This window comes from Nocardia sp. NPDC057668, assembly GCF_042799795.1.
Taxonomy (GTDB): domain Bacteria; phylum Actinomycetota; class Actinomycetes; order Mycobacteriales; family Mycobacteriaceae; genus Nocardia.
Genome location: NZ_JBHVIC010000005.1, coordinates 56,630 through 76,748 on the forward strand (window position 1 = coordinate 56,630; position 20,119 = coordinate 76,748).

At 69.9% G+C, this 20,119-nt stretch carries 22 protein-coding genes; 11 read left to right on the forward strand and 11 right to left on the reverse strand.

Features of this window, described 5'->3' with window-relative positions:
* Nucleotides 1-187: 187 nt before the first annotated feature.
* Both ACFVBH_RS27840 and ACFVBH_RS27845 read left to right on the forward strand, forming a co-directional pair.
* Nucleotides 188-550 carry a hypothetical protein gene (locus ACFVBH_RS27840; RefSeq protein ID WP_354986800.1) on the forward strand — a complete coding sequence of 121 codons (363 nt, stop codon included), beginning with the start codon at nt 188-190 and terminating at the stop codon, nt 548-550.
* Nucleotides 551-662: 112 nt separating this feature from the next.
* Nucleotides 663-1,355: an HNH endonuclease family protein gene (locus ACFVBH_RS27845; RefSeq protein WP_379005980.1), complete on the forward strand. Its 693-nt coding sequence runs from the start codon at nt 663-665 to the stop codon at nt 1,353-1,355.
* On the opposite strand, the gene ACFVBH_RS27850 is transcribed toward ACFVBH_RS27845, so the two are convergent.
* From ACFVBH_RS27850 to ACFVBH_RS27860, 3 genes are all read right to left on the reverse strand, one after another.
* The gene (locus tag ACFVBH_RS27850; RefSeq protein WP_379006915.1) at nt 1,352-2,161 is read right to left on the reverse strand and encodes a sulfurtransferase; all 810 of its coding nucleotides are present in this window, start codon (nt 2,159-2,161) and stop codon (nt 1,352-1,354) included. The two genes, ACFVBH_RS27845 and ACFVBH_RS27850, sit on opposite strands and share 4 nt — an antisense overlap.
* Nucleotides 2,162-2,222: 61 nt before the next feature.
* A complete protein-coding gene (locus tag ACFVBH_RS27855) occupies nt 2,223-3,728 on the reverse strand; it encodes a benzoate/H(+) symporter BenE family transporter (protein ID WP_379005982.1) in 1,506 nt (501 codons plus the stop codon).
* Nucleotides 3,729-3,880: 152 nt separating this feature from the next.
* Entirely contained in the window at nt 3,881-4,399 is a 519-nt protein-coding gene (locus ACFVBH_RS27860; RefSeq protein ID WP_379005984.1) for an Lrp/AsnC family transcriptional regulator, read from the reverse strand.
* Nucleotides 4,400-4,580: 181 nt separating this feature from the next.
* Between ACFVBH_RS27860 and pdhA the strand changes: the two genes are divergently transcribed.
* From pdhA to ACFVBH_RS27875, 3 genes are read left to right on the forward strand one after another with little or no spacing between them, the layout of a single operon-like run.
* Complete coding sequence (pdhA, locus tag ACFVBH_RS27865; RefSeq protein ID WP_354986796.1) at nt 4,581-5,693, forward strand: pyruvate dehydrogenase (acetyl-transferring) E1 component subunit alpha; 1,113 nt, start codon at nt 4,581-4,583, stop codon at nt 5,691-5,693.
* The gene (locus tag ACFVBH_RS27870) at nt 5,690-6,673 is read left to right on the forward strand and encodes an alpha-ketoacid dehydrogenase subunit beta (protein WP_354986795.1); all 984 of its coding nucleotides are present in this window, start codon (nt 5,690-5,692) and stop codon (nt 6,671-6,673) included. The genes pdhA and ACFVBH_RS27870 overlap by 4 nt, the downstream gene beginning before the upstream one ends.
* Before the next feature lie 46 nt (nt 6,674-6,719).
* Nucleotides 6,720-8,087: a dihydrolipoamide acetyltransferase family protein gene (locus tag ACFVBH_RS27875; protein WP_379006918.1), complete on the forward strand. Its 1,368-nt coding sequence runs from the start codon at nt 6,720-6,722 to the stop codon at nt 8,085-8,087.
* Between the two features lie 251 nt (nt 8,088-8,338).
* On the opposite strand, the gene ACFVBH_RS27880 is transcribed toward ACFVBH_RS27875, so the two are convergent.
* Nucleotides 8,339-8,770, reverse strand: a complete 432-nt coding sequence (locus ACFVBH_RS27880) for a thioesterase family protein (RefSeq protein ID WP_354986794.1) — start codon at nt 8,768-8,770, stop codon at nt 8,339-8,341.
* Between the two features lie 341 nt (nt 8,771-9,111).
* Nucleotides 9,112-10,068, reverse strand: coding sequence for an AraC family transcriptional regulator (locus ACFVBH_RS27885; RefSeq protein ID WP_354986793.1), 957 nt, complete (start codon nt 10,066-10,068; stop codon nt 9,112-9,114).
* 73 nt (nt 10,069-10,141) lie between these two features.
* On the opposite strand from ACFVBH_RS27885, the gene ACFVBH_RS27890 reads away from it, so the two are divergent.
* Entirely contained in the window at nt 10,142-11,026 is an 885-nt protein-coding gene (locus ACFVBH_RS27890; protein WP_379005988.1) for an NAD(P)H-binding protein, read from the forward strand.
* Between the two features lie 134 nt (nt 11,027-11,160).
* Complete coding sequence (locus ACFVBH_RS27895; RefSeq protein ID WP_379005990.1) at nt 11,161-12,531, forward strand: MFS transporter; 1,371 nt, start codon at nt 11,161-11,163, stop codon at nt 12,529-12,531.
* Here ACFVBH_RS27895 and ACFVBH_RS27900 read toward each other — a convergent pair.
* Nucleotides 12,490-12,771, reverse strand: a complete 282-nt coding sequence (locus tag ACFVBH_RS27900; protein WP_379005992.1) for a hypothetical protein — start codon at nt 12,769-12,771, stop codon at nt 12,490-12,492. The genes ACFVBH_RS27895 and ACFVBH_RS27900 overlap by 42 nt on opposite strands.
* Before the next feature lie 39 nt (nt 12,772-12,810).
* Nucleotides 12,811-13,332 carry a MarR family transcriptional regulator gene (locus ACFVBH_RS27905; protein WP_354986789.1) on the reverse strand — a complete coding sequence of 174 codons (522 nt, stop codon included), beginning with the start codon at nt 13,330-13,332 and terminating at the stop codon, nt 12,811-12,813.
* A 60-nt stretch (nt 13,333-13,392) separates the two neighbouring features.
* On the opposite strand from ACFVBH_RS27905, the gene ACFVBH_RS27910 reads away from it, so the two are divergent.
* A complete protein-coding gene (locus ACFVBH_RS27910; protein WP_354986788.1) occupies nt 13,393-14,847 on the forward strand; it encodes an MFS transporter in 1,455 nt (484 codons plus the stop codon).
* Between the two features lie 99 nt (nt 14,848-14,946).
* Here the strand turns inward: ACFVBH_RS27910 and ACFVBH_RS27915 are convergent, their stop codons facing one another.
* The 3 genes from ACFVBH_RS27915 to ACFVBH_RS27925 are packed head-to-tail and all read right to left on the reverse strand — an operon-like array spanning nt 14,947 to nt 16,172.
* On the reverse strand, nt 14,947-15,585 hold the full coding sequence (locus ACFVBH_RS27915; RefSeq protein WP_379005996.1) for a Type 1 glutamine amidotransferase-like domain-containing protein: 639 nt from the start codon (nt 15,583-15,585) through the stop codon (nt 14,947-14,949).
* Nucleotides 15,586-15,591: 6 nt separating this feature from the next.
* Nucleotides 15,592-15,726, reverse strand: a complete 135-nt coding sequence (locus tag ACFVBH_RS27920) for a hypothetical protein (protein ID WP_379005998.1) — start codon at nt 15,724-15,726, stop codon at nt 15,592-15,594.
* Entirely contained in the window at nt 15,723-16,172 is a 450-nt protein-coding gene (locus ACFVBH_RS27925; protein ID WP_354986785.1) for an HIT domain-containing protein, read from the reverse strand. Before ACFVBH_RS27925 ends, ACFVBH_RS27920 begins: the two co-directional genes overlap by 4 nt.
* A 328-nt stretch (nt 16,173-16,500) precedes the next feature.
* Here ACFVBH_RS27925 and ACFVBH_RS27930 point away from each other — a divergent pair, with 328 nt between their 5' ends.
* From ACFVBH_RS27930 to ACFVBH_RS27940, 3 genes are read left to right on the forward strand one after another with little or no spacing between them, the layout of a single operon-like run.
* Nucleotides 16,501-17,619, forward strand: coding sequence for a Re/Si-specific NAD(P)(+) transhydrogenase subunit alpha (locus tag ACFVBH_RS27930; RefSeq protein WP_354986784.1), 1,119 nt, complete (start codon nt 16,501-16,503; stop codon nt 17,617-17,619).
* Entirely contained in the window at nt 17,619-17,936 is a 318-nt protein-coding gene (locus tag ACFVBH_RS27935; protein WP_354986783.1) for an NAD(P) transhydrogenase subunit alpha, read from the forward strand. The genes ACFVBH_RS27930 and ACFVBH_RS27935 overlap by 1 nt, the downstream gene beginning before the upstream one ends.
* Nucleotides 17,937-17,938: 2 nt before the next feature.
* Nucleotides 17,939-19,357, forward strand: a complete 1,419-nt coding sequence (locus tag ACFVBH_RS27940; RefSeq protein WP_354986782.1) for an NAD(P)(+) transhydrogenase (Re/Si-specific) subunit beta — start codon at nt 17,939-17,941, stop codon at nt 19,355-19,357.
* Nucleotides 19,358-19,454: 97 nt separating this feature from the next.
* Here ACFVBH_RS27940 and ACFVBH_RS27945 read toward each other — a convergent pair whose 3' ends face one another.
* Nucleotides 19,455-20,045, reverse strand: coding sequence for a TetR/AcrR family transcriptional regulator (locus ACFVBH_RS27945; protein WP_379006002.1), 591 nt, complete (start codon nt 20,043-20,045; stop codon nt 19,455-19,457).
* Nucleotides 20,046-20,119: the final 74 nt, after the last annotated feature.

Consider the following 20,119-nt stretch of genomic DNA (forward strand, 5'->3'; position numbering starts at 1 on the left):
CGCTCAATCACGACCCCTACCGGGTCTTTATTTCTGCGCGCCGACAGCACATACTGGAATAACCCCAGGTCACCGCGTATCGCGGTAACGGCTGTGCCTAGTGACAGCCTGGCGGGGCGCACCCTGATAATCCACTGCGACTCATTCCGGAGCCGTGGCAATTTCGATACCGAGGGAGGCCGTGAAGATGACGATTCTGCTCCAAGTGCTCGAGCAGAGCTTCACGCCGACAACGCCGTGGGAGCGACGAAAGTTCACCTTCGTGGACACGACGAAAATCGTCGGAATGCGTTTGGACGGTCAATCGGGCGTATGGCTCGATCTGTCCCGTCCGGGCGAATCCCAGCGTTTGGCCCGCGTCGCCGATCCACGTGACGCCATCAATTTCCTGCTTTCCACCTTCGCCAAAATCGCCGAGTGCGAAGAGCGGGGCGGTTCGTGGCTCATCGGCCACGACGGCGTGCGCGCCGATTCCATCGCCGCCACCCGCTTCCCACCACAGCTGTCGGAGACCGCGGCAGACGATCTGCTCGCTCACGCCTGGTTGTAGCTCTGTTCCACCCCGTTTCACCCACCCGTACATCGCGATGTCGTGAGTACGCGGGGGTGCGAGGCCGCGTCCTTACGCCATAACTTCCGCACGCGGGAGTAATTGTGTAGCGGTGCGCGTATTGCTCGCGGTTCTGCTGGCGCTCACCGCATCCGGTTGTGCCGCGGTGGGCGGACACGACGCGCCCGCACCGGGCAGTCCCACCCGCGCCACGCTCGAACAGTTGCTGTCCCGGGTGCTGACCGTCAGCGCGCGGCCGCATCCGGGTGGCTACGAGCGCGGCTGTAAAGCGGGGCAGGGCTGCGTGTTCGGGCCCGCGTGGAGTGACGACCACGACGGCCCGGGCGGGCACGACGGGTGCGACACCCGCAACAATGTGCTGGCCGCGCAGCTCGCCGACGTGGCCTACCGGGCCGGGGCGGGCACCTGCGTGGTCGTGGGCGGCACGCTGATCGATCCGTACACCGGGCGGCGGCTGGTCTTCGCCAAGGCCGATGCCAAGGCGGTGCAGATCGATCACGTCTATCCGCTGGCCGCAGCGTGGGACATGGGCGCGGCGGGGTGGACGCCCGCGCGGCGCACGGTCTTCGCCAATGACACCGCGCTGAATCTGCTTGCGGTGGACGGCAAGACCAACCAGGCCAAAAGCGATCGGACCCCGGCGTCGTGGCTACCGCCGGCCGGGGCCAATCACTGCTTCTACGCGGGCAAGTACCTGACCGTCGCGGTGCACTACGGCCTGCCCGTCACCAAGGCGGACAGGACCGCGCTGCAACGCGTCGCGCGCGGATGCCCGGCGAACTAGCCGGTCGCGACCGGGCGCTTGGGGTCGTGCGACCACTGCGACCAGGAGCCCGGGTAGAGCGCGGCGTCGATGCCCGCCACCGCCAGCGCGGCCACCTGGTGGGCCGCGGTGACACCCGAGCCGCAGTACACCGCGACCGGCCCGGCGCCCAATTCCGTGAAGCGCGAACGCAATTCGTCAGCGGACTTGAAATGCCCCTCGGGCGTGAGGTTTTCGGCGGTCGGTGCGCTGACCGCGCCCGGAATGTGGCCCGCGCGCGGATCGATGGGCTCGACCTCGCCGCGATAGCGCTCGCCCGCCCGGGCGTCCAGCAGCAGGCCGCGCCAGCCGGCGGCGGCATCGGCGTCGATCATGGGCATCGCGCCCGGGTTCAGGACCACGTCACCGGGGGCGGGATCGGGTTCCTCACCGGTGGCCGGAGCGCCGCCCGCGCGCTCCCAGGCCGGCAACCCGCCGTCCAGGATGAGCACCTCGGGCACGCCCGCCCAGCGCAGCAGCCACCAGGCCCGGGCCGCGGCCATGCCGCCGGTGGCGTCGTAGACCACGACGGTGTCACCGGTGCGCACGCCCCAGCTGCGGGCGCACTTCTGCAGGTGGCCGATCTCCGGCATGGGATGCCGCCCGCGCGCCGGTGACGGCGGGGCGGCCAGTTCGGTCTCCAGATCCACGAAGACCGCGCCGGGGATGTGCCCGTTCAGATAGTGCTGCGGCCCATCCGGATCCCCCAGCGCCCACCGCACATCCAGCAGTCGCACCCGAGAATCACCGCCGCCCAGTCGTTCCCGCAGCTCCTCGGCCGAGATCAGCACCGTGCCCAACGCAAACTCCTCTTCGCAGAATCCGCACTCCGAATGGAACACCCTCACCCTACTGAGCGGGGTTCACACTCGCACTCGGCGCGGCCGATGCGACCGGTTCGCGCGGATTCAGGAACCAGCGCACCAGCAGGCCCGCGGCCAGCGCCCAGAACGCCGCGCCGATGCCGAGCAGGCCGATGCCGGAGGCGGCGGTCATGAAGGTGAAGGCCGCCGCGAGGCGGTGCTCCGGCGGGGCCAGGGCGGCGGTGAGCGCGCCCGCCAGCGTGGCGATGAGGGCAAGGCCCGCAACGGTTTCCAGGACGCCCGGCGGGGCGGCGGCGACCAGCGCGACGAGCGCACCCGAGGCCAGGGCCAGCAGCAGGTAGGTGACACCCGCGGTGGCGGCGGCGATCCAGCGGCGCCGCGGATCGGGGTGTGCGGCCGGGGCCGCGGACAGCGCGGCGCTGATGGCGGCCAGGTTGATGGCGTACCCGCCCGCGGGCGCACCGAGCACGGTGCCCAGACCGGTGACCGTCATGGCCGCGCGCCACGGCACGCGGTAGCCGAACGAACTCATGACCGCGGTGCCCGGAATGTTCTGCGCCGCCATGGTCACCACGTACAGCGGGACCGCGACGCCGATCAGCGCCTGCCAACTCCAGTGCGGCACGGTCAATTCCAGCCGCGGTGCCATGGCCGCGACATCGACGCCGCGATGGGTCACCGCGATGTCGATGCCCGCGCCGATCGCCGCGACCGCGAAGGCGGCGAGCACGGCCCACCGCGCCGCGTACCGCTGCAACACCAGCCAGGTGAGGATGACCGGGCCCACCACCGCCGGGCTGACCGCCAGGGCCTTCATCGGCGCGATGCACAGCGGCAGCAGCACGCCCGCGAGCATGGCCTGCGCGATCTCGACCGGGATGGCGGCGATGAGCGCGCCCAGGCGCTGCCAGAATCCGGTCAGCACGATCAGCAATCCCGTCACCACGAACGCGCCCACGGCCGCGGGCCACCCGCCCGCCACCGCCCCGGTGCTCGCCAGCAGCGCGGCCCCGGGCGTCGACCAGGCGAGGGTGATGGGCATCCGAAACCGCAGACTCAGCACGAGGATTCCCGCGCCCATCGTCACCGACACCGCCAGCAACCCCGACGCCGCCTGCGCCGCGGTGGCTCCCATGGCCGTCAACCCGGCCAGCACCACCGCGAACGAACTCGTGAATCCCACCAGGGCGGTGACGATTCCGGCCCCGATCGGCTGCCCCACCCCGGGGTCGGCCGCCGGAACCCGGCCGGGGTCGTGCGGCCGTGCTCCGGGCCGGGCGGCCGGGTCCGCTGCTGCCGCAGCGCCGGACACCGCGGGGACATCGGCATCGACATCGGAGAGCGGTGGCCCAGCCGCGGACTGCCCGGAGTCTTCGGCTCGCATGACCGAACCGGCCGGCGAGTTCTCCGCACCGGGTGCACCGACGACGGCGAGGTCACCGGTGGTCACACGGGCGGCGACGCCATCGGGCCCGGCGCCGTCCGACCCGGTGCGGTCGGACGGTCTGCCGGTTCCGGTGGAAGTGCCCATCAGGTCATAGTCCCGGTCCAGTCGGGGCGTGGTCAGTGGCCAATCGACCGAAACTGGACTGAAATCCCGAGGTGGCGCGCGTCGGCCACGGAAGGACACGGTCGGACCCGCGAGACCCGCGATCCGGCATCGGGTTCGAATTCGTCCGGGGTTCAGTCGGATTCGAGCTCGGCGACGCCGTTGGCGCCGGCGAGGCGTTCGAGCAGCGGGGTGGTGCGGGGGCCGACCAGGGAGCGGATGACCAGGGACATGGTGGTGCGTTCCACGCCGGGGATCTCCAGGATCCGGCCGGCGATGCGGTAGAGGTCGTCGGCGTCCGCCGCCACCACGCGAACGATCAGGTCGGTCGCGCCCGTGGTTCCGCAGACCTCGGTGACCTCGGGGATCTCGGACAGGGCGGCGACGAGCGGGTCCAGGCGGTGCTGATCGGCCACCACGGCGACGAAGGCCGCCAGGGGGTAGCCGAGGGCGCGGGGCTCGACGCGGCGTTCGACGCTGGCCAGGACGCCCGCCGCTTCCCAGCGAGTCAGCCTGGCCTGCACGGTGTTCCGGGACATCCCCAGTCTGGCCGCGAGTTCCACGCCGGTGGCGCGCGGGTTGCCCACCAGCTCCAGCAACAGCCGGGCGTCGGTGGCGTCGAGCGGGCCGGTGAAGGGTTCCCTGCTGCTCATGGGAGGCAGTATGACACGCCGGTTGGGGTCACAACCGCGCATTCTGCTCAGTTTTGACCTTGGTACTTGCGCATATCGCCAAGCGGAGGATGCTGTGTGGTACAGGCCACACACCGCCGCCGATCCGGACACGATCCCCCGGCGCCCACGGTGTACCCGGTGTTCCGAGGAGGCGATATCGATGCCCGAACAGCGCATCCCTGCCACACGAGCCGACGTCGAGAAGATCCCCTACCCGGTGCAGCTCGTCCAGCCCGACGGACGCCGCGTCCACGACCGGGTACACGCCCCGCTCGTCGCCGACATCGGCGGTGACCGCCTGCGCGCGCTGTACACCGACATGGTCGTCGCCCGGCGGATCGACACCGAGGCCACCGCCCTGCAACGACAGGGCCAGTTGGGCCTGTGGCCCCCGCTGCTCGGCCAGGAAGCCGCCCAGATCGGCTCCGCACACGCCCTGCACCCGGACGACTACGCGTTCTGCAGCTACCGCGAGGCCGGGGTCGCCTACTGCCGCGGTGTACCGCCCGAGGAGATGACCACCCTGTGGCGCGGGGTGGCGCACTCCTGCTGGGACCCGGACGCGGTCAAGATCACCAATCCGGCCATCGTGGTCGGCGCGCAGGGCCTGCATGCCACCGGCTACGCCTACGCCGCGCAGCTCGAGGGCGCGGAGATCGCCACCATCGCCTACTTCGGAGACGGCGCGACCAGTCAGGGCGACATCGCCGAGGCGCTCGGCTTCGCCGCGTCCTGGGGCGCGCCGGTGGTGTTCTTCTGCCAGAACAATCACTGGGCCATCAGCGCGCCGGTGCGGGTGCAGAGCGCCACCCCGATCGCCCGCCGCGCCGCCGGCTACGGGATTCCCGCGGTGCAGGTGGACGGCAACGACGCCCTCGCGGTCCTGGCCGTGACGCGGCAGGCGATCGTGCGCGCGCGTTCGGGCGGCGGCCCGTCGTTCATCGAGGCCATCACCTATCGCATGGGCCCGCACACCACCGCCGACGATCCGACCCGCTACCGCGCGGCCGCGGAGATCGAGCTGTGGCGCCGGCGCGACCCGATCGACCGGATGCACCGGCTGCTGGAGCGAGAAGGGCTGTGGGACAGCGATTTCGCACAGGAGGTCACGGTGACCGCCGACGCGGTGGCCGCCCGCCTGCGCAGCGCCACCCTCGGCATGGCGGATCCGGAGCCGAGTGCGCTGTTCGAGCACGTGTACGCCACCCCGCACCCCCTGATCGAACGCGAAAGTGCCGAGTACGCCGCCTATCTGGAGGGAGTCCGGTCATGAAGACCACCTTCGCGGGAGCGATCAACCTCGGAATGCGCCGGGCACTCGAGGACGATCCGAAGGTCCTGCTCATGGGCGAGGACATCGGCAGGCTGGGCGGTGTCTTCCGGGTCACCGACACTCTGCAGAAGGATTTCGGCAACAACCGGGTGATCGATACGCCGCTGGCCGAATCCGGCATCATCGGAACAGCTTTCGGAATGGCGCTGCGCGGGCTGCGCCCGGTGTGCGAAATACAGTTCGACGGATTCGTGTATCCGGCTTTCGACCAGATCGTGTGCCAGGTGGCGAAAATTCACTATCGCACACGAGGAAAAGTGACCGCGCCCATCACCATTCGCATTCCGTTCGGCGGCGGCATCGGGTCGGTCGAACACCATTCCGAATCTCCCGAAGCCTATTTCGCGCACACCGCGGGATTACGGGTGGTGTCGCCGAGCAATCCGGCCGACGCGTACCTGATGATCCGCCAGGCGATCGCACTGGACGATCCGGTGGTGTTCTTCGAGCCGAAACGGCGGTACTGGGACAAGGCCGAGGTCGACTTCGCGCAGCTCGATCGCGATGGCGGATTGGCCCTGGACCGGGCCCGCGTCTGTGTCACCGGGGACGATGCCACGGTGGTCGCCTACGGCGGCACCGTCGCCACGGCGCTGAGCGCGGCCGACATCGCGGCGGCGGAGGGACATTCGCTCGAGGTGATCGATCTGCGCAGCCTGTCACCGATCGATTTCGACACCATCGAGACCTCCGTCCGCAAAACCGGTCGTTTGGTCGTAGTCCACGAAGCGCCGGTATTCGGCGGTCTCGGCGCGGAAATCGCGGCGCGCGTGACCGAAAGCTGCTTCTATGAATTGGAAGCTCCGGTTATGCGGGTCGGCGGCTTCGACATCCCCTATCCCCCCGCTAAGCTCGAACGGCACCACCTGCCCGACCCCGACCGCATTCTCGCCGCGGTCGATCGCACGCTCGCCGCCTAACGGTCATGCCTTCGGAGGAAGCTCGGTGGAAGAACAGCGTCAGGTCATGGAATTCCAATTGCCCGATCTCGGTGAGGGATTGGCCGATGCCGAATTGGTGTCGTGGGCGGTGCGAGTCGGCGACGCGGTGGAACTGAACCAGGTCATCGCCGAGGTCGAGACGGCGAAAGCTCAGGTGGCGCTACCGAGTCCGTACGCCGGCACGGTGCTGGAGCTGCTCGCACAGCCCGGTGAGACCGTGCCGGTGGGGGCCGGGTTGATTCGGATCGGGACGGCGGGCGAAGCCGGGGCCTCGCCGGCGACCGGAACCCCCGCGGATTCCGGGGCCGCCGACGCGGGCGTCCCGGATTCCGCTGCGCCGCAACAGGCGAGCGGCCGCCAGGCCGTGCTGGTCGGCTACGGACCCGACAGCGAACCCGTCTCGCGCCGGGGCCGTGCCGCCGCGACCGGGACCGGCGCTTCCGGCCCGGACACCGGTCACGAGGGTCTGGCCCGCCGCCGGCCCGCGGCCACCCCCGGCGCGCGCCGGCTGGCCCGCGAATCCGGGGTCGATCTGGGCGCGGTCGCCGGGAGCGGACCCGGGGGCGCGGTGACCGCTCGGGATCTGCGCGGCGGTCACGCGCAAAGCCCCGGCGCGGAACATATTCCGATCCACACCGCGCCGCCCGGCACGCCGCCCAACCCGGACGCGGGCCCGGGCAGGCAGCCCGGCGAGCGCGAAACCCGCACCCCCATCACCGGTGTCCGCAAGCGCACGGCGGCGGCCATGGTCGCCAGCGCACAGCACATTCCACAGGCCAGCGCCTTCGTCACCACCGATTTCACCGGGTCGATGGAATTGCTCGATCACCTGCGCGCGACCCCCACCTTCGCCGGGCTCACCCTCACCCCCCTGGCGCTGGTCGCGAAGGCGACGCTGGTGGCGCTGAGCGAATTCCCGGAGCTGAACGCCACCTGGAACGAGGCCGATCAGGAGATCGTCACCAAGCACTACGTCAATCTCGGCATCGCGGTGGCCACCGCGCGCGGGCTGCTGGTGCCCAATCTCAAAGAGGCGCAGGCCCTGAGCCTGCGGGATCTGTGCCAGGACATCGGCCGGGTCGCGGAGCTGGCGCGGTCCGGTACGGCCACCCCGGCCGATCTCACAGGGGGCACCTTCACGATCTCGAATGTCGGGGTGTTCGGTGTGGATGCCGGTGTGCCGCTGGTCAATCCGGGCGAGGCGGCGATCCTGTGCCTGGGTTCCATCCGCAAACGGGCCTGGGTGCACCGGGACGAGCTCGCCGTGCGCTGGGTGACCACGCTCGGCATGAGCTTCGACCACCGCATGATCGACGGCGAACAGGGGTCGCGGTTCCTGGCGGCCGTCGCCGCGCTGCTGGAGGATCCGCTCACGCTGCTGGGTCGCGTGTAGATGCGCGACCCGGGGGCACGGCGGTGGCGGCGGCTGCGTAGCCGCCACCGCCGGATCCACGACCGGACGAGCAGCCGATTCGAGCGGGTCATCCGCTCGGGCAACCGCGAGGACGTGGGCAGCGCGCCCGTCCCGCCATCCGAGGTCTCGGCGGCAGGCAGGCCGCCGATGCCCCGGCCAACGCGCGACCCGCAGGATGCGTGGCGACTCGACTACCGGCCCGACGCAGCCGCCGGGCGTGCCGAGCCGGGCTAGGAGTAGGTGACCACGAGGGGTTCGGCGGCCTCGCGGATGACCGCGGGGATCGGGACCGGCTTGCGAGTGACCTCGTCGACGTAGACGTGCACGAAGGTGCCGGTGGCCGCCAGCTCCAGCGTCCCGCCCGCCTCCCGGAAGATGGCCAGGTCGTAGTTGATGCTCGAATTACCCAGGCGCGCGATGCGAATGCCCACGCGGAGCTGATCCGGGAAGCTGATCGATCCGACGAACTTGCACGAGGTCTGCGCCACCACGCCGATGGCGGGCAGATCCCGGATATCGGTTCCGGTCGCGTGGATGAGCCACGCGTTCACCGCGGTATCGAAGTAGCTGTAGTAGGTCACGTTGTTCACGTGGCCGTAGTGGTCGTTGTCCGCCCAGCGGGTCGGCACCGGCCAGAGCACCGGGTATCGCTCATCCGTCACCCCACGGACGGTAGGGGATTTCCGCGCCGGGCGATACGGCGGGGTTCGGGCCGAGGCGCGCCCCTCACGGTGTGCCGGGCCGACGGGCCGGCCCCGTCCTCGCCGAAGTCGGCGCGGCTTCGCGGCCGCGCGGTGCTGCGAGGTCAGACGGCGGGCTCGGCCAGAGCCTCACGGCCACCGACGGTGAACAGGAGAGATCCTGCCGCGCACCGCCGGGATCCCGGCCGAAACCGCCGGATCGGCCCTGCTCGACGCGCTGAATCACGCTCGGGGCCGAGTCGTCACCGACCCGCTCCCGAGTCGTGGCGAACCGCGGCACGATCCGGGGAGACGGCGGGCACTCAGGCGGTGCGCTGATCGGTGGCGTTGCGGTGATCGCGCGGGCTGATGCCGTGGTGGCGTTTGAAGGCGGTGCTGAGGGCGAAAGCGCTGCCGTAGCCGACCCGGCGGGCGATCGATTCCAGGGTGGCGTCGGATTCGTGCAGGAGATCCGCGGCCAGCGCCAGGCGCCAATCGGTCAGGAAGGCCATCGGGGGCTCGCCGACCAGTTCGGTGAAGCGGCGCGCCAGGGCCGCGCGGGAGACGCCCACCTCGGCGGCCAGCGACGCCACGGTCCAGCCGTGGGCGGGATTGTGCTGCATGAGCCGCAGCGCCTTGCCCACCAGCGGATCGGCGTAGGCGTGATACCAGGCGGGGGCGTCGGCCCGGGAGAACCAGGCCCGCAGTGTGGCGATGAGCAGCAGGTCGAGCAGGCGGTCCAGCATGGCCCCCTGGGCGGGCAGATCCTTGGCGGCCTCCTCCACCAGCAGGTCCAGCACCCGGGTGTCGACCTCGTCGCGGCCCAGCACCGCGATGGGCGGCAACGCGCGCAGCAGCCGGCGACTGGCCGCGGACTCCTGTTCGTAGGTGCCGGTGACCAGCACGTTCGCGGCGGTGGCGCTGGTTCCCCAGCTGCGCATGCCCAGGCTCAGGGTCTCGCAGAGCACCTCGCCGTCGGGGGTGGTGGTGATCTGACCGGGGTGAATGATCACCTGCGGCTCGGTCTCCGGGTCGTCGGCGACGGTGTAGTGGTCCGGACCGCGGAAGATCGCGATGTCGCCCTCGCGCAACCGGCGGGGCGCGATCTGCTTGCCGCCCTTGGAATCCGGCACGATCCAGCCGCCGCCGCGCACCATGGCCACCAGGGTGAGCGGGGCTTCGTCCCGGATCCGCAGGGACCAGGGCGGGTCGAAGGACGATCGCATGACGAACGCGGCCCGCGCGCGTGGTCCTTCGAGCAAGCTGGCCAACGCATCCATACCAAGACGATGGCAAATGTGCGGGCGCTTCTCAACCATGTTCAGTCTCAGGGCTTCTCGATGTACTGGTGCCATGACGGATAAAGACTCCCCCAGCAGCACGAATGCCGTTCTAGTGCTGGGCGCGAACGGCAAGACCGGGAGCCGGGTGCGCACCCGGCTGACCGCGCTCGGGGTTCCGGTGCGCGCGGGGTCGCGCCACGGCGAGCCGCCCTTCGACTGGAACGACCGGGGCACCTGGGCGGCGGCGCTGGACGGGATGCACGCTGTCTACCTCGCCTACGCACCGGACCTGGCGATGCCGGGCGCGACCGCGGCGCTCGAGACGTTCACCGCGCGAGCCGCCGCGGCCGGGGTGCGGCGGGTGGTCATGCTGTCCGGGCGGGCCGAACCCGAGGCGCTGGAATGCGAAGAGATCGTGCGCGATTCGGGTCCGGAGTGGACCATCGCGCGCTGCGCGTTCTTCGCCCAGAACTTCAGCGAGGGCATCTTCGCCGGCGAATTGCGCACCGGGACACTGACGTTGCCCGCGGGGCCGGTGCCCGAACCCTTCGTGCACGCGGACGACATCGCCGACGTGGCGGTGGCGGCGCTGACCGCGGATGGGCACGACGGGCAGGTGTACGAGCTGACCGGCCCGCGCGCACTGTCCTTCGCCGAGGCGGTGGCCGAGCTCGGCGCGGCATGCGGGCGAGAGTTGTCGTTCACCTCCGTCTCGCGCCTGGAATACATTGCGGCGCTGAGCATGCGCGGCGTGCCGGGCGCGGAGATCAGCCTGCTGGACTATCTGTTCGGGGTGCTGCTGGACGGGCGGAACTCCCGGCCCGCGGACGGGGTGCGCCGGGCGCTGGGCCGCGAACCCCGGGATTTCGCCGAGTATGCCCGCGACGTGGCGGTTTCCGGTGTCTTCTCGGTCACAGCGCGGGGTAAATCTGTCGGTGCCCGGGCCTACAATTGAGACGAAACAGGTTGTAGTTCATCGGATTCGGAACCCGGATCCGGTCCTGATTCGAAGCCCGGCCGGGAGTGTCGACGAAGCCGCGATCGCCGGGGTCACGGGGAGCTGCCGGTTGTGCCGGTAGCGTCGTACCAATGGTCGCTGCGTCGCCCTCTCCCCCGATTCGAATCGCACGCGCCGCGCTGTTCGTGGTGTTCGGGCTGAACGGTCTGCTCTCGGCCATCTGGATCGTGCACATTCCGGCGGTCTCCGAACGCACGGGCGTCTCGCACAGCCTGCTGGGCATGCTCATCCTGCTGATGGCCGCCAGCGCCATCGTGGGCATGCAGACCGCCGGACCACTCGCCGACCGACTGGGCAGCCGCACCCTCACCGCCACTGCGGCCACCCTGCTGTCCCTGACCCTGCCCGGCCTGGCGTTCGCCACCTCACCGCTGACCCTCGCACTCGCCCTGGTGGCCTACGGTTTCGGCAACGGCATGCTCGACGTGTCGATGAACGCGCAGGCCGTGCAGGTGGAACGCGCCTACGCCCGCCCGATCATGGCGGCTTTCCACGCCCTGTTCTCGCTCGGCGGACTGGCGGGCTCGCTCGCTGGGGCGGCCGCACAGCGAGCCGATTGGAACATCCACACCACGTTCCTGGCGGCGTCGGGGTTCGGCCTCGTCATGGTCGCGGTGTGCGCGCCGCGCCTGCTGGCCGGCACCCCCGCCGCGTCGAATTCGGCTGGCGCACAGCGGACCGAGCCCGTACCGGACATCCCGCCCGGCTCCGCGGCGGCCGGGGCCACCTTGGACACCGCGGGGACGGCGGACGCGACGACACGGGACGGCACAGACCCGGACGGCCCGGGGATCGCGGCGGGCGGGCAGGTCGAGCACGCCTCGGCCGGGCCCGGCGGCCACGCTTCGGCCGGGCGCGCGAGCGCGACCCGCAAGGTACTGGCGCTGGGCGGCATAGCCTTCGTGCTGCTCATGGCCGAAGGGGTGGCGGCGGATTGGAGCGCGCTGCAATTGCGGGACCGCCTCGACGTGGAGGTCGGCACGGCGGGCCTGGCCTTCGCCGCCTTCTCCGCGACCATGACCGCGGGCCGCTTCGGCGCGGACCGGGTCGCCGGCCGGTTCGGCCCGGTGGCGGTCCTGCGCTGGGGAACCCTGCTGGCCGCAGCGGGATTCGCGCTGATCACCCTGTCCGGCTGGCTCCCCCTGACCATCCTCGGCTGGGCCCTGTGCGGCATCGGCCTCGCGGGCGGCGTCCCCCAGGTCTTCACCGCCGCGGGCAATCTCGGCTCATCCACATCCGCGACCGACATGTCCCGCGTCTTCGGCCTCGGCTACGTGGGCCTGCTCGCCGGCCCCGCGATCATCGGCTGGCTCACCCAGCTGGTGCCCCTCACCACCGCGATGGTCGTCCCGCTGCTCGCACTACTGCTGTGCGGCTGGGGCGCTCGCGCGGTCGCCGGATCAGCGCCGCCGAATCAGTCGAATTCCGGACAGGAGCAGTAGCAGGCACAAGGCGGTGAGCAACCAGATCGGCACCGCCAGATAGCTGAAGACCCGGAACTTCTCCCCTATCCCACAGGGCCCCACCTCGGTGGGCAGCCTCGCGCAATCCGGGTGCGAGGGGCCGACGATCAGCCCGAGGATGCCCAGGCTCGCCACGAGAAACACCGCGAACACCGCGACGCCGACCACGATCACCAGCGTCGGCATGATCCGATCGGCCACGCGCGGCGCACTTCTCACGATCCGACCGTAGCCGCACTCGCCCCGCGGTGGAGCGGATCAGCGGGGGCGGACGGCCGGGGTCAGATCGCCTATCTGTTCCGCGTGGTCGAGGAAGTCGTCGACCATCCGGTGGTTGAGAACGGCCAGGGCCTTCAGGTCCTCGGAAGTCCAGTCGGACAGGGCTTCTCGCATCCAGCCGCGCAGGACCACGCGGATCGCCTCCACGGCCTCGCGGGCCTTGGGGGTGGGGCGTACGCGCTGGGCGCGGCGGTCGTCCGGATCGGGGACCCGTTCTACGTGGCCGGACTTCTCCAGGCGCTGGATCTGGCGGCTCACGTGCGGAGCCTCCACATCCAGGCGGGTGGCGAGTTCACCGAGGCGCATGGGCTCCTCGGCGTCGACGAGCACGCGCAGCAGCGGGACGCTGGCGCGATCCATGGTGAGGCCGCACTCGTGCATGGCCCGGTCGTGGCGGCGGACCCGGGTCAGCAGATAGGCGACGCGGGCCAGCGCACGCTCGAGTTCCACGATGTGACCCTCGTCAACCTCGTGGGGGGAGATGGCTTCCGGCGGCGGCATGTGGTTATCTTACGAAACCCATTTACTTAATTTTGGTAAGTAATACAAAAAGGATCAGGCATGACTTCGACCGCAGTCGGTCAGGGCGGTGGGAGCATCCCCGCTGCCGCGACGAACCCCGTCCCGGACAAGCAGCCGGCGCATCTCGGCCTGACCCTGCTCGCGCTGTGCGCGGCCGGTCTGGTCGTCTCGCTGCAGCAGACCGTGGTCATCCCGCTGCTGCCGCGCATGATCGTGCAGCTGAACACCGACGTCGCCGGCGTCACCTGGCTGTTCACCGCTTCGCTGCTCACCGGCGCGGTCGCCACTCCCCTGCTCGCGCGCTTCGGCGACATGTACGGCAAGAAGCCCATGGTCATGATCACCATGGGCGTGCTCATCGCGGGGTCGGTGATCTGCGCCTTCGCCACCACGCTCGGCGTCTACATCGTCGGCCGCTCACTCCAGGGCATCTCGGCGGCCATGATCCCGCTGGCCATCGGCATCATTCGCGACACGTTCCCGCGGGAGCGACTGGTCGGCGCGATCGGCGTCGTGTCCGGCACCATGGGCGTCGGCGGCACCGTCGGCCTGCTCATCACCGGCGTCATCGCCGATCACACCACCGATCCGCACCCGGTGTTCTGGCTGACCGCCGCCCTCGGCGTGGTCGCCACCGTCCTGATCCAGGTGAGCGCCAAGAACAACGGCGTGCGACACGGCGGCAAGCCCGACTACATCGGCGCGGCCCTGCTCGCCGGACTGCTCGTCTCGCTGCTGCTCGCGATCAGCGAGGGCCCGCGCTGGGGCTGGGGTTCGGGCTCGGTGCTGGCACTGTTCGGCGCGGCCATCGTGCTCGCGGTGATCTGGGTGTTCGTCGAGTTGAAGGTCGAGCAGCCGCTGGTGCGCCTGCAGCTGCTGGTCGGCCCGCAGTCGCTCTCGGCGAACCTGGCCTCGGCGCTGCTGGGCTTCTCGATGTTCGGATCCTTCACGCTCATCTCGAATTTCATCCAGACCCCCGCCGACAAGGTCGGCTACGGCCTGTCCGGTTCCGTGCTCGCGGTGGGCCTGTACGGCATCCCCAGCTCGGCGCTGATGACCTTCTTCTCCTTCCGCACCGGCCGCATCGCCGCCAAGATCGGCCCGGCGTACACCCTGGCCATCGGCTCGGCCTTCGCCGGACTCTCGATGGGCTGGCTGACCTTCTCGCACGATCACGGCTACGACATGATCATCGCGAATGTCCTGCAGGGCACCGGGTTCGGCATCGGCTACGCGGCCCTGGGCACCCTCGCGGTGCAGCACGTCGCCATGAGCGAGAGCGGCATCGCCTCGGGCATCAACTCCCTGGTGCGCACCGCCGGCGGCAGCATCGCGGGCGCGGTCACCGCGTCCATCCTTTCCGCGCACGTCATGGCGGGCACCCACGCGCCCAGCGTCGGCGCCTACGTGGCGAGCTTCGCGGTGCTGTCGATCGGCGCGTTCGCGGCCTCGGCCGTGGCGCTCGGACACGGACTGCGGCACAAGGGCGAGTAGCGGTCACGGTGCGTGTTCGGTCATCGACCGGGCACGCGCCCTTTCGTCCGGGCCGGGCCGAACCCGCGCCGCCGGCCCGGACCGAGACTCCGATGCGATCTAGGTCAGCACCTCGGTGCGTTCACCGTCCACCACGACCACGTGATCGTCGGTCAGCGCCCAGTGCGGTGTGCCGGCGGCCAGATAGTCGCGAACCAGCTTGCGGGACAGCCCGTCCGGATCCGTGGGCGAATCCAGGTGCGGAACGATCGGCCGGTCCACCAGGCCCAGTCCGTCCCAGCGCGGCTCCACCCCGCAGGCCGTGCCCACCTCCCCCGGATCGTCCATGGACTCCAGCCCGTGCAGGTCCGGGGTCATGACGCACGCGCCCGCGCTGTAGCCGGCGTAGACCAGCGCGTCGCGCTCGAGCAGTCGGGTCAGGACGACATCGGCTCCGCTGCGGGCGAATTGGGCGCGCAGCACGAAGGTATTGCCGCCGCGCACCCACACCAGCGGAAAACCGGTCAGCGCGCGCTCCAGGGCCGCGGCGCGGCCGACGTATTCGCGCAGGTCCACCACCTCGGGCGCGAAGCCCATGCGGCGCAACGGAAACAGATCACTGGTGACCGCGCTCTGCCAGGCCGAGGGCCAGGCGTCGCAGGCATTGGCGATGACCGCCACCCGGCCGGGCTCACCGATCATGGCGAGCAGCCGATCGGCGTGCGCGCCGAACCGATAGCTGGACAGAAAGAGTCGCACCGGGCCTCAGCAGGCGCTGTCGAGGCCGCGGACCAGGGCATTGCGCCGCGGGCGGCGCCCGTCCACTGGCCGGGTGCCGGCGTCCCACTGGGCGGGCGCGGTGGCCGCGCGGAGGGTGTGGTCGGGCACCGTGTCGGTCATGCGCTGGTTTCCCTTTCCTCCGCGGTCAGCCGCTCCAGCCCCGCCCGGATGGCCGCGGCGGTGGCCTCCCTGTCGTGCGGGCGGCGCATGACGAAACCCTTCGCGAACGTCAGGGTGTCGCCCTTGCGCCGGGGCACGACGTGCAGGTGCACGTGATGCACGGTCTGGAAGGCGGCCTTGCCGTCGTTGAGCACCAGATTGGCGCCGTCGGCCCCGAGATCGCTGCGGCGCACCGCTTTCGCGAGCCGATGCCCGAATTCGAACACCTTCGCGCCCAGCGCGGGGTCGAGCTCGGTCAGGTCGGTCGCGTGCGACTTGGGGATCACCAGCGTGTGGCCCCGCGTGATGGGCCGGATGTCGAGGAACGCCAGCAGGAGGTCGTCTTCGAATATCTTGGTCGCGGGATCGGACCCCGCCACGATCCGGCAGAAGATACAGCCACTCACCCGCCAGACATTACGGCGTACGAGTGAGCCGCGACACCCCATTCGCAGACACCGTTCGCCCCAACTGGAAACACACCTACCAGTAAGTAGCAAACACCGTCGTGCGTACTTGTGGCCGGTAGCGGGCTTGCGGACGATTGCCGGGTGAGCGTTTCTAGCAACACCATGTGATCGCTATCTCCGCTACGCTCACGCCGGACCAGGTACAGTTGCGAGAATTCTCACGAACTTACTTGTCAGTAAGTTCGGCCTCACCGTTTGGACCGGTGACCGGCCCATCACCTGCACAACGATGGTCCCGGTTCATCATCGAGAAGGAAGATTGACAGTGGACACAACGCAGAGCGCACAGACGGCTGCGCCCCGCGGTGCACGCGTCGGCGTGGTTCGAGAGACGAACTCGGACGAACGCCGCGTCGCATTGGTGCCGAAGATCATTCCCTCCCTGCTGAAGCAGGGCGTGGAAGTGATCGTCGAGGCCGGGGCCGGACTGGGCGCGCTCATCCCGGATGAAGCTTACGTCGAAGCGGGCGCCACCGTGGGCGATCCGTGGTCGGCCGATGTGATCGTCAAGGTCGCGCCGCCGAACGACGCCGAGATCGCCAAGCTCTCCAGCGGGCAGACCCTCATCGGCTTCCTCGCGCCCCGCAACGCCGACACCAAGATCGGTGCGCTCAAGGCGGCCGGCGTCCAGGCGTTCGCCGTCGAGGCGATTCCGCGTATCTCCCGCGCCCAGGTCATGGACGCGCTGTCCTCGCAGGCCAACGTCGCCGGCTACAAGGCCGTGCTGCTGGCCGCGTCGGAATCGACGCGCTTCTTCCCGATGCTCACCACCGCCGCGGGCACAGTGAAGCCCGCGACCGTGCTCGTGCTCGGCGTCGGCGTGGCCGGACTGCAGTCCCTGGCCACCGCCAAGCGCCTCGGCGGCCGGACCACCGGCTACGACGTCCGTCCCGAGGTCGCCGATCAGGTGCGCTCGGTCGGCGCGCAGTGGCTCGACCTCGGCATCGACGCCGCCGGTGAGGGCGGGTACGCCCGCGAACTCACCGACGAGGAGAAAGAGCAGCAGCAGGCCGCGCTGGAGAACGCCATCAAGGGATTCGACGTGGTCGTCACCACCGCGCTCGTTCCGGGTCGTCCCGCACCGCGCCTGGTCACCGCCGCCGCCGTCGAGGGCATGAAGCCCGGCAGCGTCATCATCGACATGGCGGGCGAGACCGGCGGCAACTGCGAGCTCACCGAGCCCGGCAAAACCGTTGTGCGCCACGGCGTCACGATCTGCTCGCCGCTGAACCTGCCGGCGACCATGCCCGAGCACGCCTCGGAGCTGTACTCCAAGAACATTTCGGCCCTGCTGGAACTGATGCTGAAGGACGGCGCCCTGGCCCCCGATTTCAGCGATCAGGTGCTGGCCGACTCCTGCGTCACGCGTGAGAAGGAAGCCTGATGTACACCGAACTTCTCGCGAACATCGCGATCCTGGTGCTATCCGGGTTCGTCGGCTTCGCCGTCATCTCCAAGGTGCCCAACACCTTGCACACACCGCTGATGTCGGGCACCAACGCCATTCACGGCATCGTCGTGCTCGGCGCGCTCGTGGTGTTCGGCAAGGTCGAGGACCCCTCGATCCTCATGCAGATCATCCTGTTCGTCGCGGTCGTCTTCGGCACGCTGAACGTGGTCGGCGGCTTCGTGGTCACCGACCGCATGCTCGGCATGTTCAAGGCCAAGAAGCCCGCCGCGACCGAGAAGGCCGGTAAGTAGCCATGGACAATCTCGTCAATATTCTCTACATCGTCTCGTTCGCGCTCTTCATCTACGGCCTCATGGGCCTGACGGGCCCGAAGACGGCGGTGCGCGGCAACTGGATCGCCGCGATCGGCATGGTCATCGCGGTCATCGCGACCTTCATCTCGATTCGCGACACCAGCAACTGGATCATCATCGTCGCCGGTCTCGTGGTCGGCATCGGCCTGGGCGTGCCCCCGGCCCGCTTCACCAAGATGACCGCCATGCCCCAGCTGGTCGCCGCGTTCAACGGCGTCGGCGGTGGCACCGTGGCGCTCATCGCGTGGGCCGAATTCATCGACACCACCGGCTTTTCCGCGTTCAAGCACGGCGAAGAGCCGACCGTGCACATCGTGATCGGCTCGCTCTTCGCGGCCATCATCGGCTCGATCTCCTTCTGGGGCTCGATCATCGCGTTCCTGAAGCTGCAGGAGACCCTGCCGGGCCGCCCGATCGGCATCGGCAAGCTGCAGCAGCCGCTGAACCTGCTGCTGCTGCTCGGCGCTATCGCCGGCGCGGTGGTCATCGGCATCGGCGCGACCAAAGACGGTGTGCCGCAGTACTGGATGATCCTGGTGCTCGTGCTCGCGGGCATTCTCGGCCTGATGGTCGTGCTGCCCATCGGCGGCGCGGACATGCCGGTCGTGATCTCGCTGCTCAACGCGCTCACCGGCCTGTCGGCCGCGGCCGCGGGTCTGGCGCTGAACAACACCGCCATGATCGTGGCGGGCATGATCGTCGGCGCGTCCGGCACGATTCTGACCAACCTCATGGCCAAGGCCATGAACCGCTCGATCCCGGCCATCGTGGCCGGTGGCTTCGGCGGCGGCGGCACCGCGCCCAGTGGCGCCGGTGGCGAGCAGAAGCAGGCCAAGGCCACCTCCGCGGCCGACGCGGCGATCCAGATGGCCTACGCCAACCAGGTCATCGTGGTGCCCGGCTACGGCATGGCCGTCGCGCAGGCGCAGCACGCGGTCAAGGAGATGGCGGCGCTGCTCGAGGCCAAGGGCGTCGAGGTCAAGTACGCGATTCACCCCGTCGCCGGTCGTATGCCCGGCCACATGAACGTGCTGCTGGCCGAGGCCGAGGTCTCGTACGACGCCATGAAGGAAATGGACGACATCAACGGCGAGTTCAGCCGCACCGATGTCGCCCTGGTCATCGGCGCGAACGACGTCACCAACCCGGCTGCGCGCGAGGATGCCTCCTCGCCGATCTACGGCATGCCGGTGCTGGACGTCGACAAGGCCAAGTCGGTCATCGTGCTGAAGCGCTCGATGAACTCCGGCTTCGCCGGCATCGACAACCCACTGTTCTACGCGGACACCACCTCCATGCTGTTCGGTGACGCGAAGAAGTCGGTCAGCTCGGTGACCGAGGAGCTGAAGCAGCTGTAGGGGATTCCCTACGCCCGCAAGGCAACCGATGGCCCGCACCCGATGAGGGGTGCGGGCCATCGTCGTTCGCGGGGTGGTGTTGGTACTCGGGTGGGGGTCACGTACCGGGGGCGGGCGCTCCCGCGAGGCGCAGGACGCTCTCGCGCAGGGCCGCTTCGGCTTCCGGGCGGGTCATGCGGCCGGACTTCACCTCCTGCTTGGCGGCGGCGCCCACGGTGACGATGGCGGTCGCGAGCCATTCCGGGGTTGTGCCGCAGGTGAATTCGCCGGAGTCGAGGCCGCGGCGCAGGAGCGGGAGCAGATGGTCCGTGACCGGGATGTGGCGGGCGTAGCCGTCTTTGGGGGCGACGGGGCCGAGGTTGCGCATGACGGGGGTGTTGGCTTCGAAAGCGCGCCAGCTGATGTCGAGCACCCGGAGCAGGGCGGCGGTGGGCGAGCCCGCGGTGAGATCGGCGTCGGACATGGCGGCGGCCGTCGTGGCGGCGAGGCGATCGGCGACGGCGACGCGCAGGTCGTCGCGAGAGGGGAAGTGCGCGTAGATGGTTTGCCTGCTCACGCCGGCGGCCGCGGCGATCGCCGACATGCCCGCGCCGGGCTGATCCGGCAGCAGGGCGAGGGCGGCGTCGAGGATGGCGGCGCGACTGCGCTCGGCATCGGCGCGGCGGCGGGGCTCGGATACAGCGGACAAACTCTTACTCCCTTGTCAAAGTTGTCGATGGCGGCTTAACCTTTACAGCGTTGTCAGAATTATACGACAGCGGC

Coding starts and splice junctions, on each gene's coding strand:
- ACFVBH_RS27840 (WP_354986800.1), top strand. CDS start 188: ATGACGATTCTGCTCCAAGTGCTCGAGCAGAGCTTCACGCCGACAACG.
- ACFVBH_RS27855 (WP_379005982.1), bottom strand. CDS start 3,728: ATGGGCACTTCCACCGGAACCGGCAGACCGTCCGACCGCACCGGGTCG.
- ACFVBH_RS27860 (WP_379005984.1), bottom strand. CDS start 4,399: ATGAGCAGCAGGGAACCCTTCACCGGCCCGCTCGACGCCACCGACGCC.
- pdhA (WP_354986796.1), top strand. CDS start 4,581: ATGCCCGAACAGCGCATCCCTGCCACACGAGCCGACGTCGAGAAGATC.
- ACFVBH_RS27870 (WP_354986795.1), top strand. CDS start 5,690: ATGAAGACCACCTTCGCGGGAGCGATCAACCTCGGAATGCGCCGGGCA.
- ACFVBH_RS27875 (WP_379006918.1), top strand. CDS start 6,720: ATGGAATTCCAATTGCCCGATCTCGGTGAGGGATTGGCCGATGCCGAA.
- ACFVBH_RS27885 (WP_354986793.1), bottom strand. CDS start 10,068: ATGGATGCGTTGGCCAGCTTGCTCGAAGGACCACGCGCGCGGGCCGCG.
- ACFVBH_RS27890 (WP_379005988.1), top strand. CDS start 10,142: ATGACGGATAAAGACTCCCCCAGCAGCACGAATGCCGTTCTAGTGCTG.
- ACFVBH_RS27895 (WP_379005990.1), top strand. CDS start 11,161: ATGGTCGCTGCGTCGCCCTCTCCCCCGATTCGAATCGCACGCGCCGCG.
- ACFVBH_RS27905 (WP_354986789.1), bottom strand. CDS start 13,332: ATGCCGCCGCCGGAAGCCATCTCCCCCCACGAGGTTGACGAGGGTCAC.
- ACFVBH_RS27910 (WP_354986788.1), top strand. CDS start 13,393: ATGACTTCGACCGCAGTCGGTCAGGGCGGTGGGAGCATCCCCGCTGCC.
- ACFVBH_RS27920 (WP_379005998.1), bottom strand. CDS start 15,726: ATGACCGACACGGTGCCCGACCACACCCTCCGCGCGGCCACCGCGCCC.
- ACFVBH_RS27935 (WP_354986783.1), top strand. CDS start 17,619: ATGTACACCGAACTTCTCGCGAACATCGCGATCCTGGTGCTATCCGGG.
- ACFVBH_RS27940 (WP_354986782.1), top strand. CDS start 17,939: ATGGACAATCTCGTCAATATTCTCTACATCGTCTCGTTCGCGCTCTTC.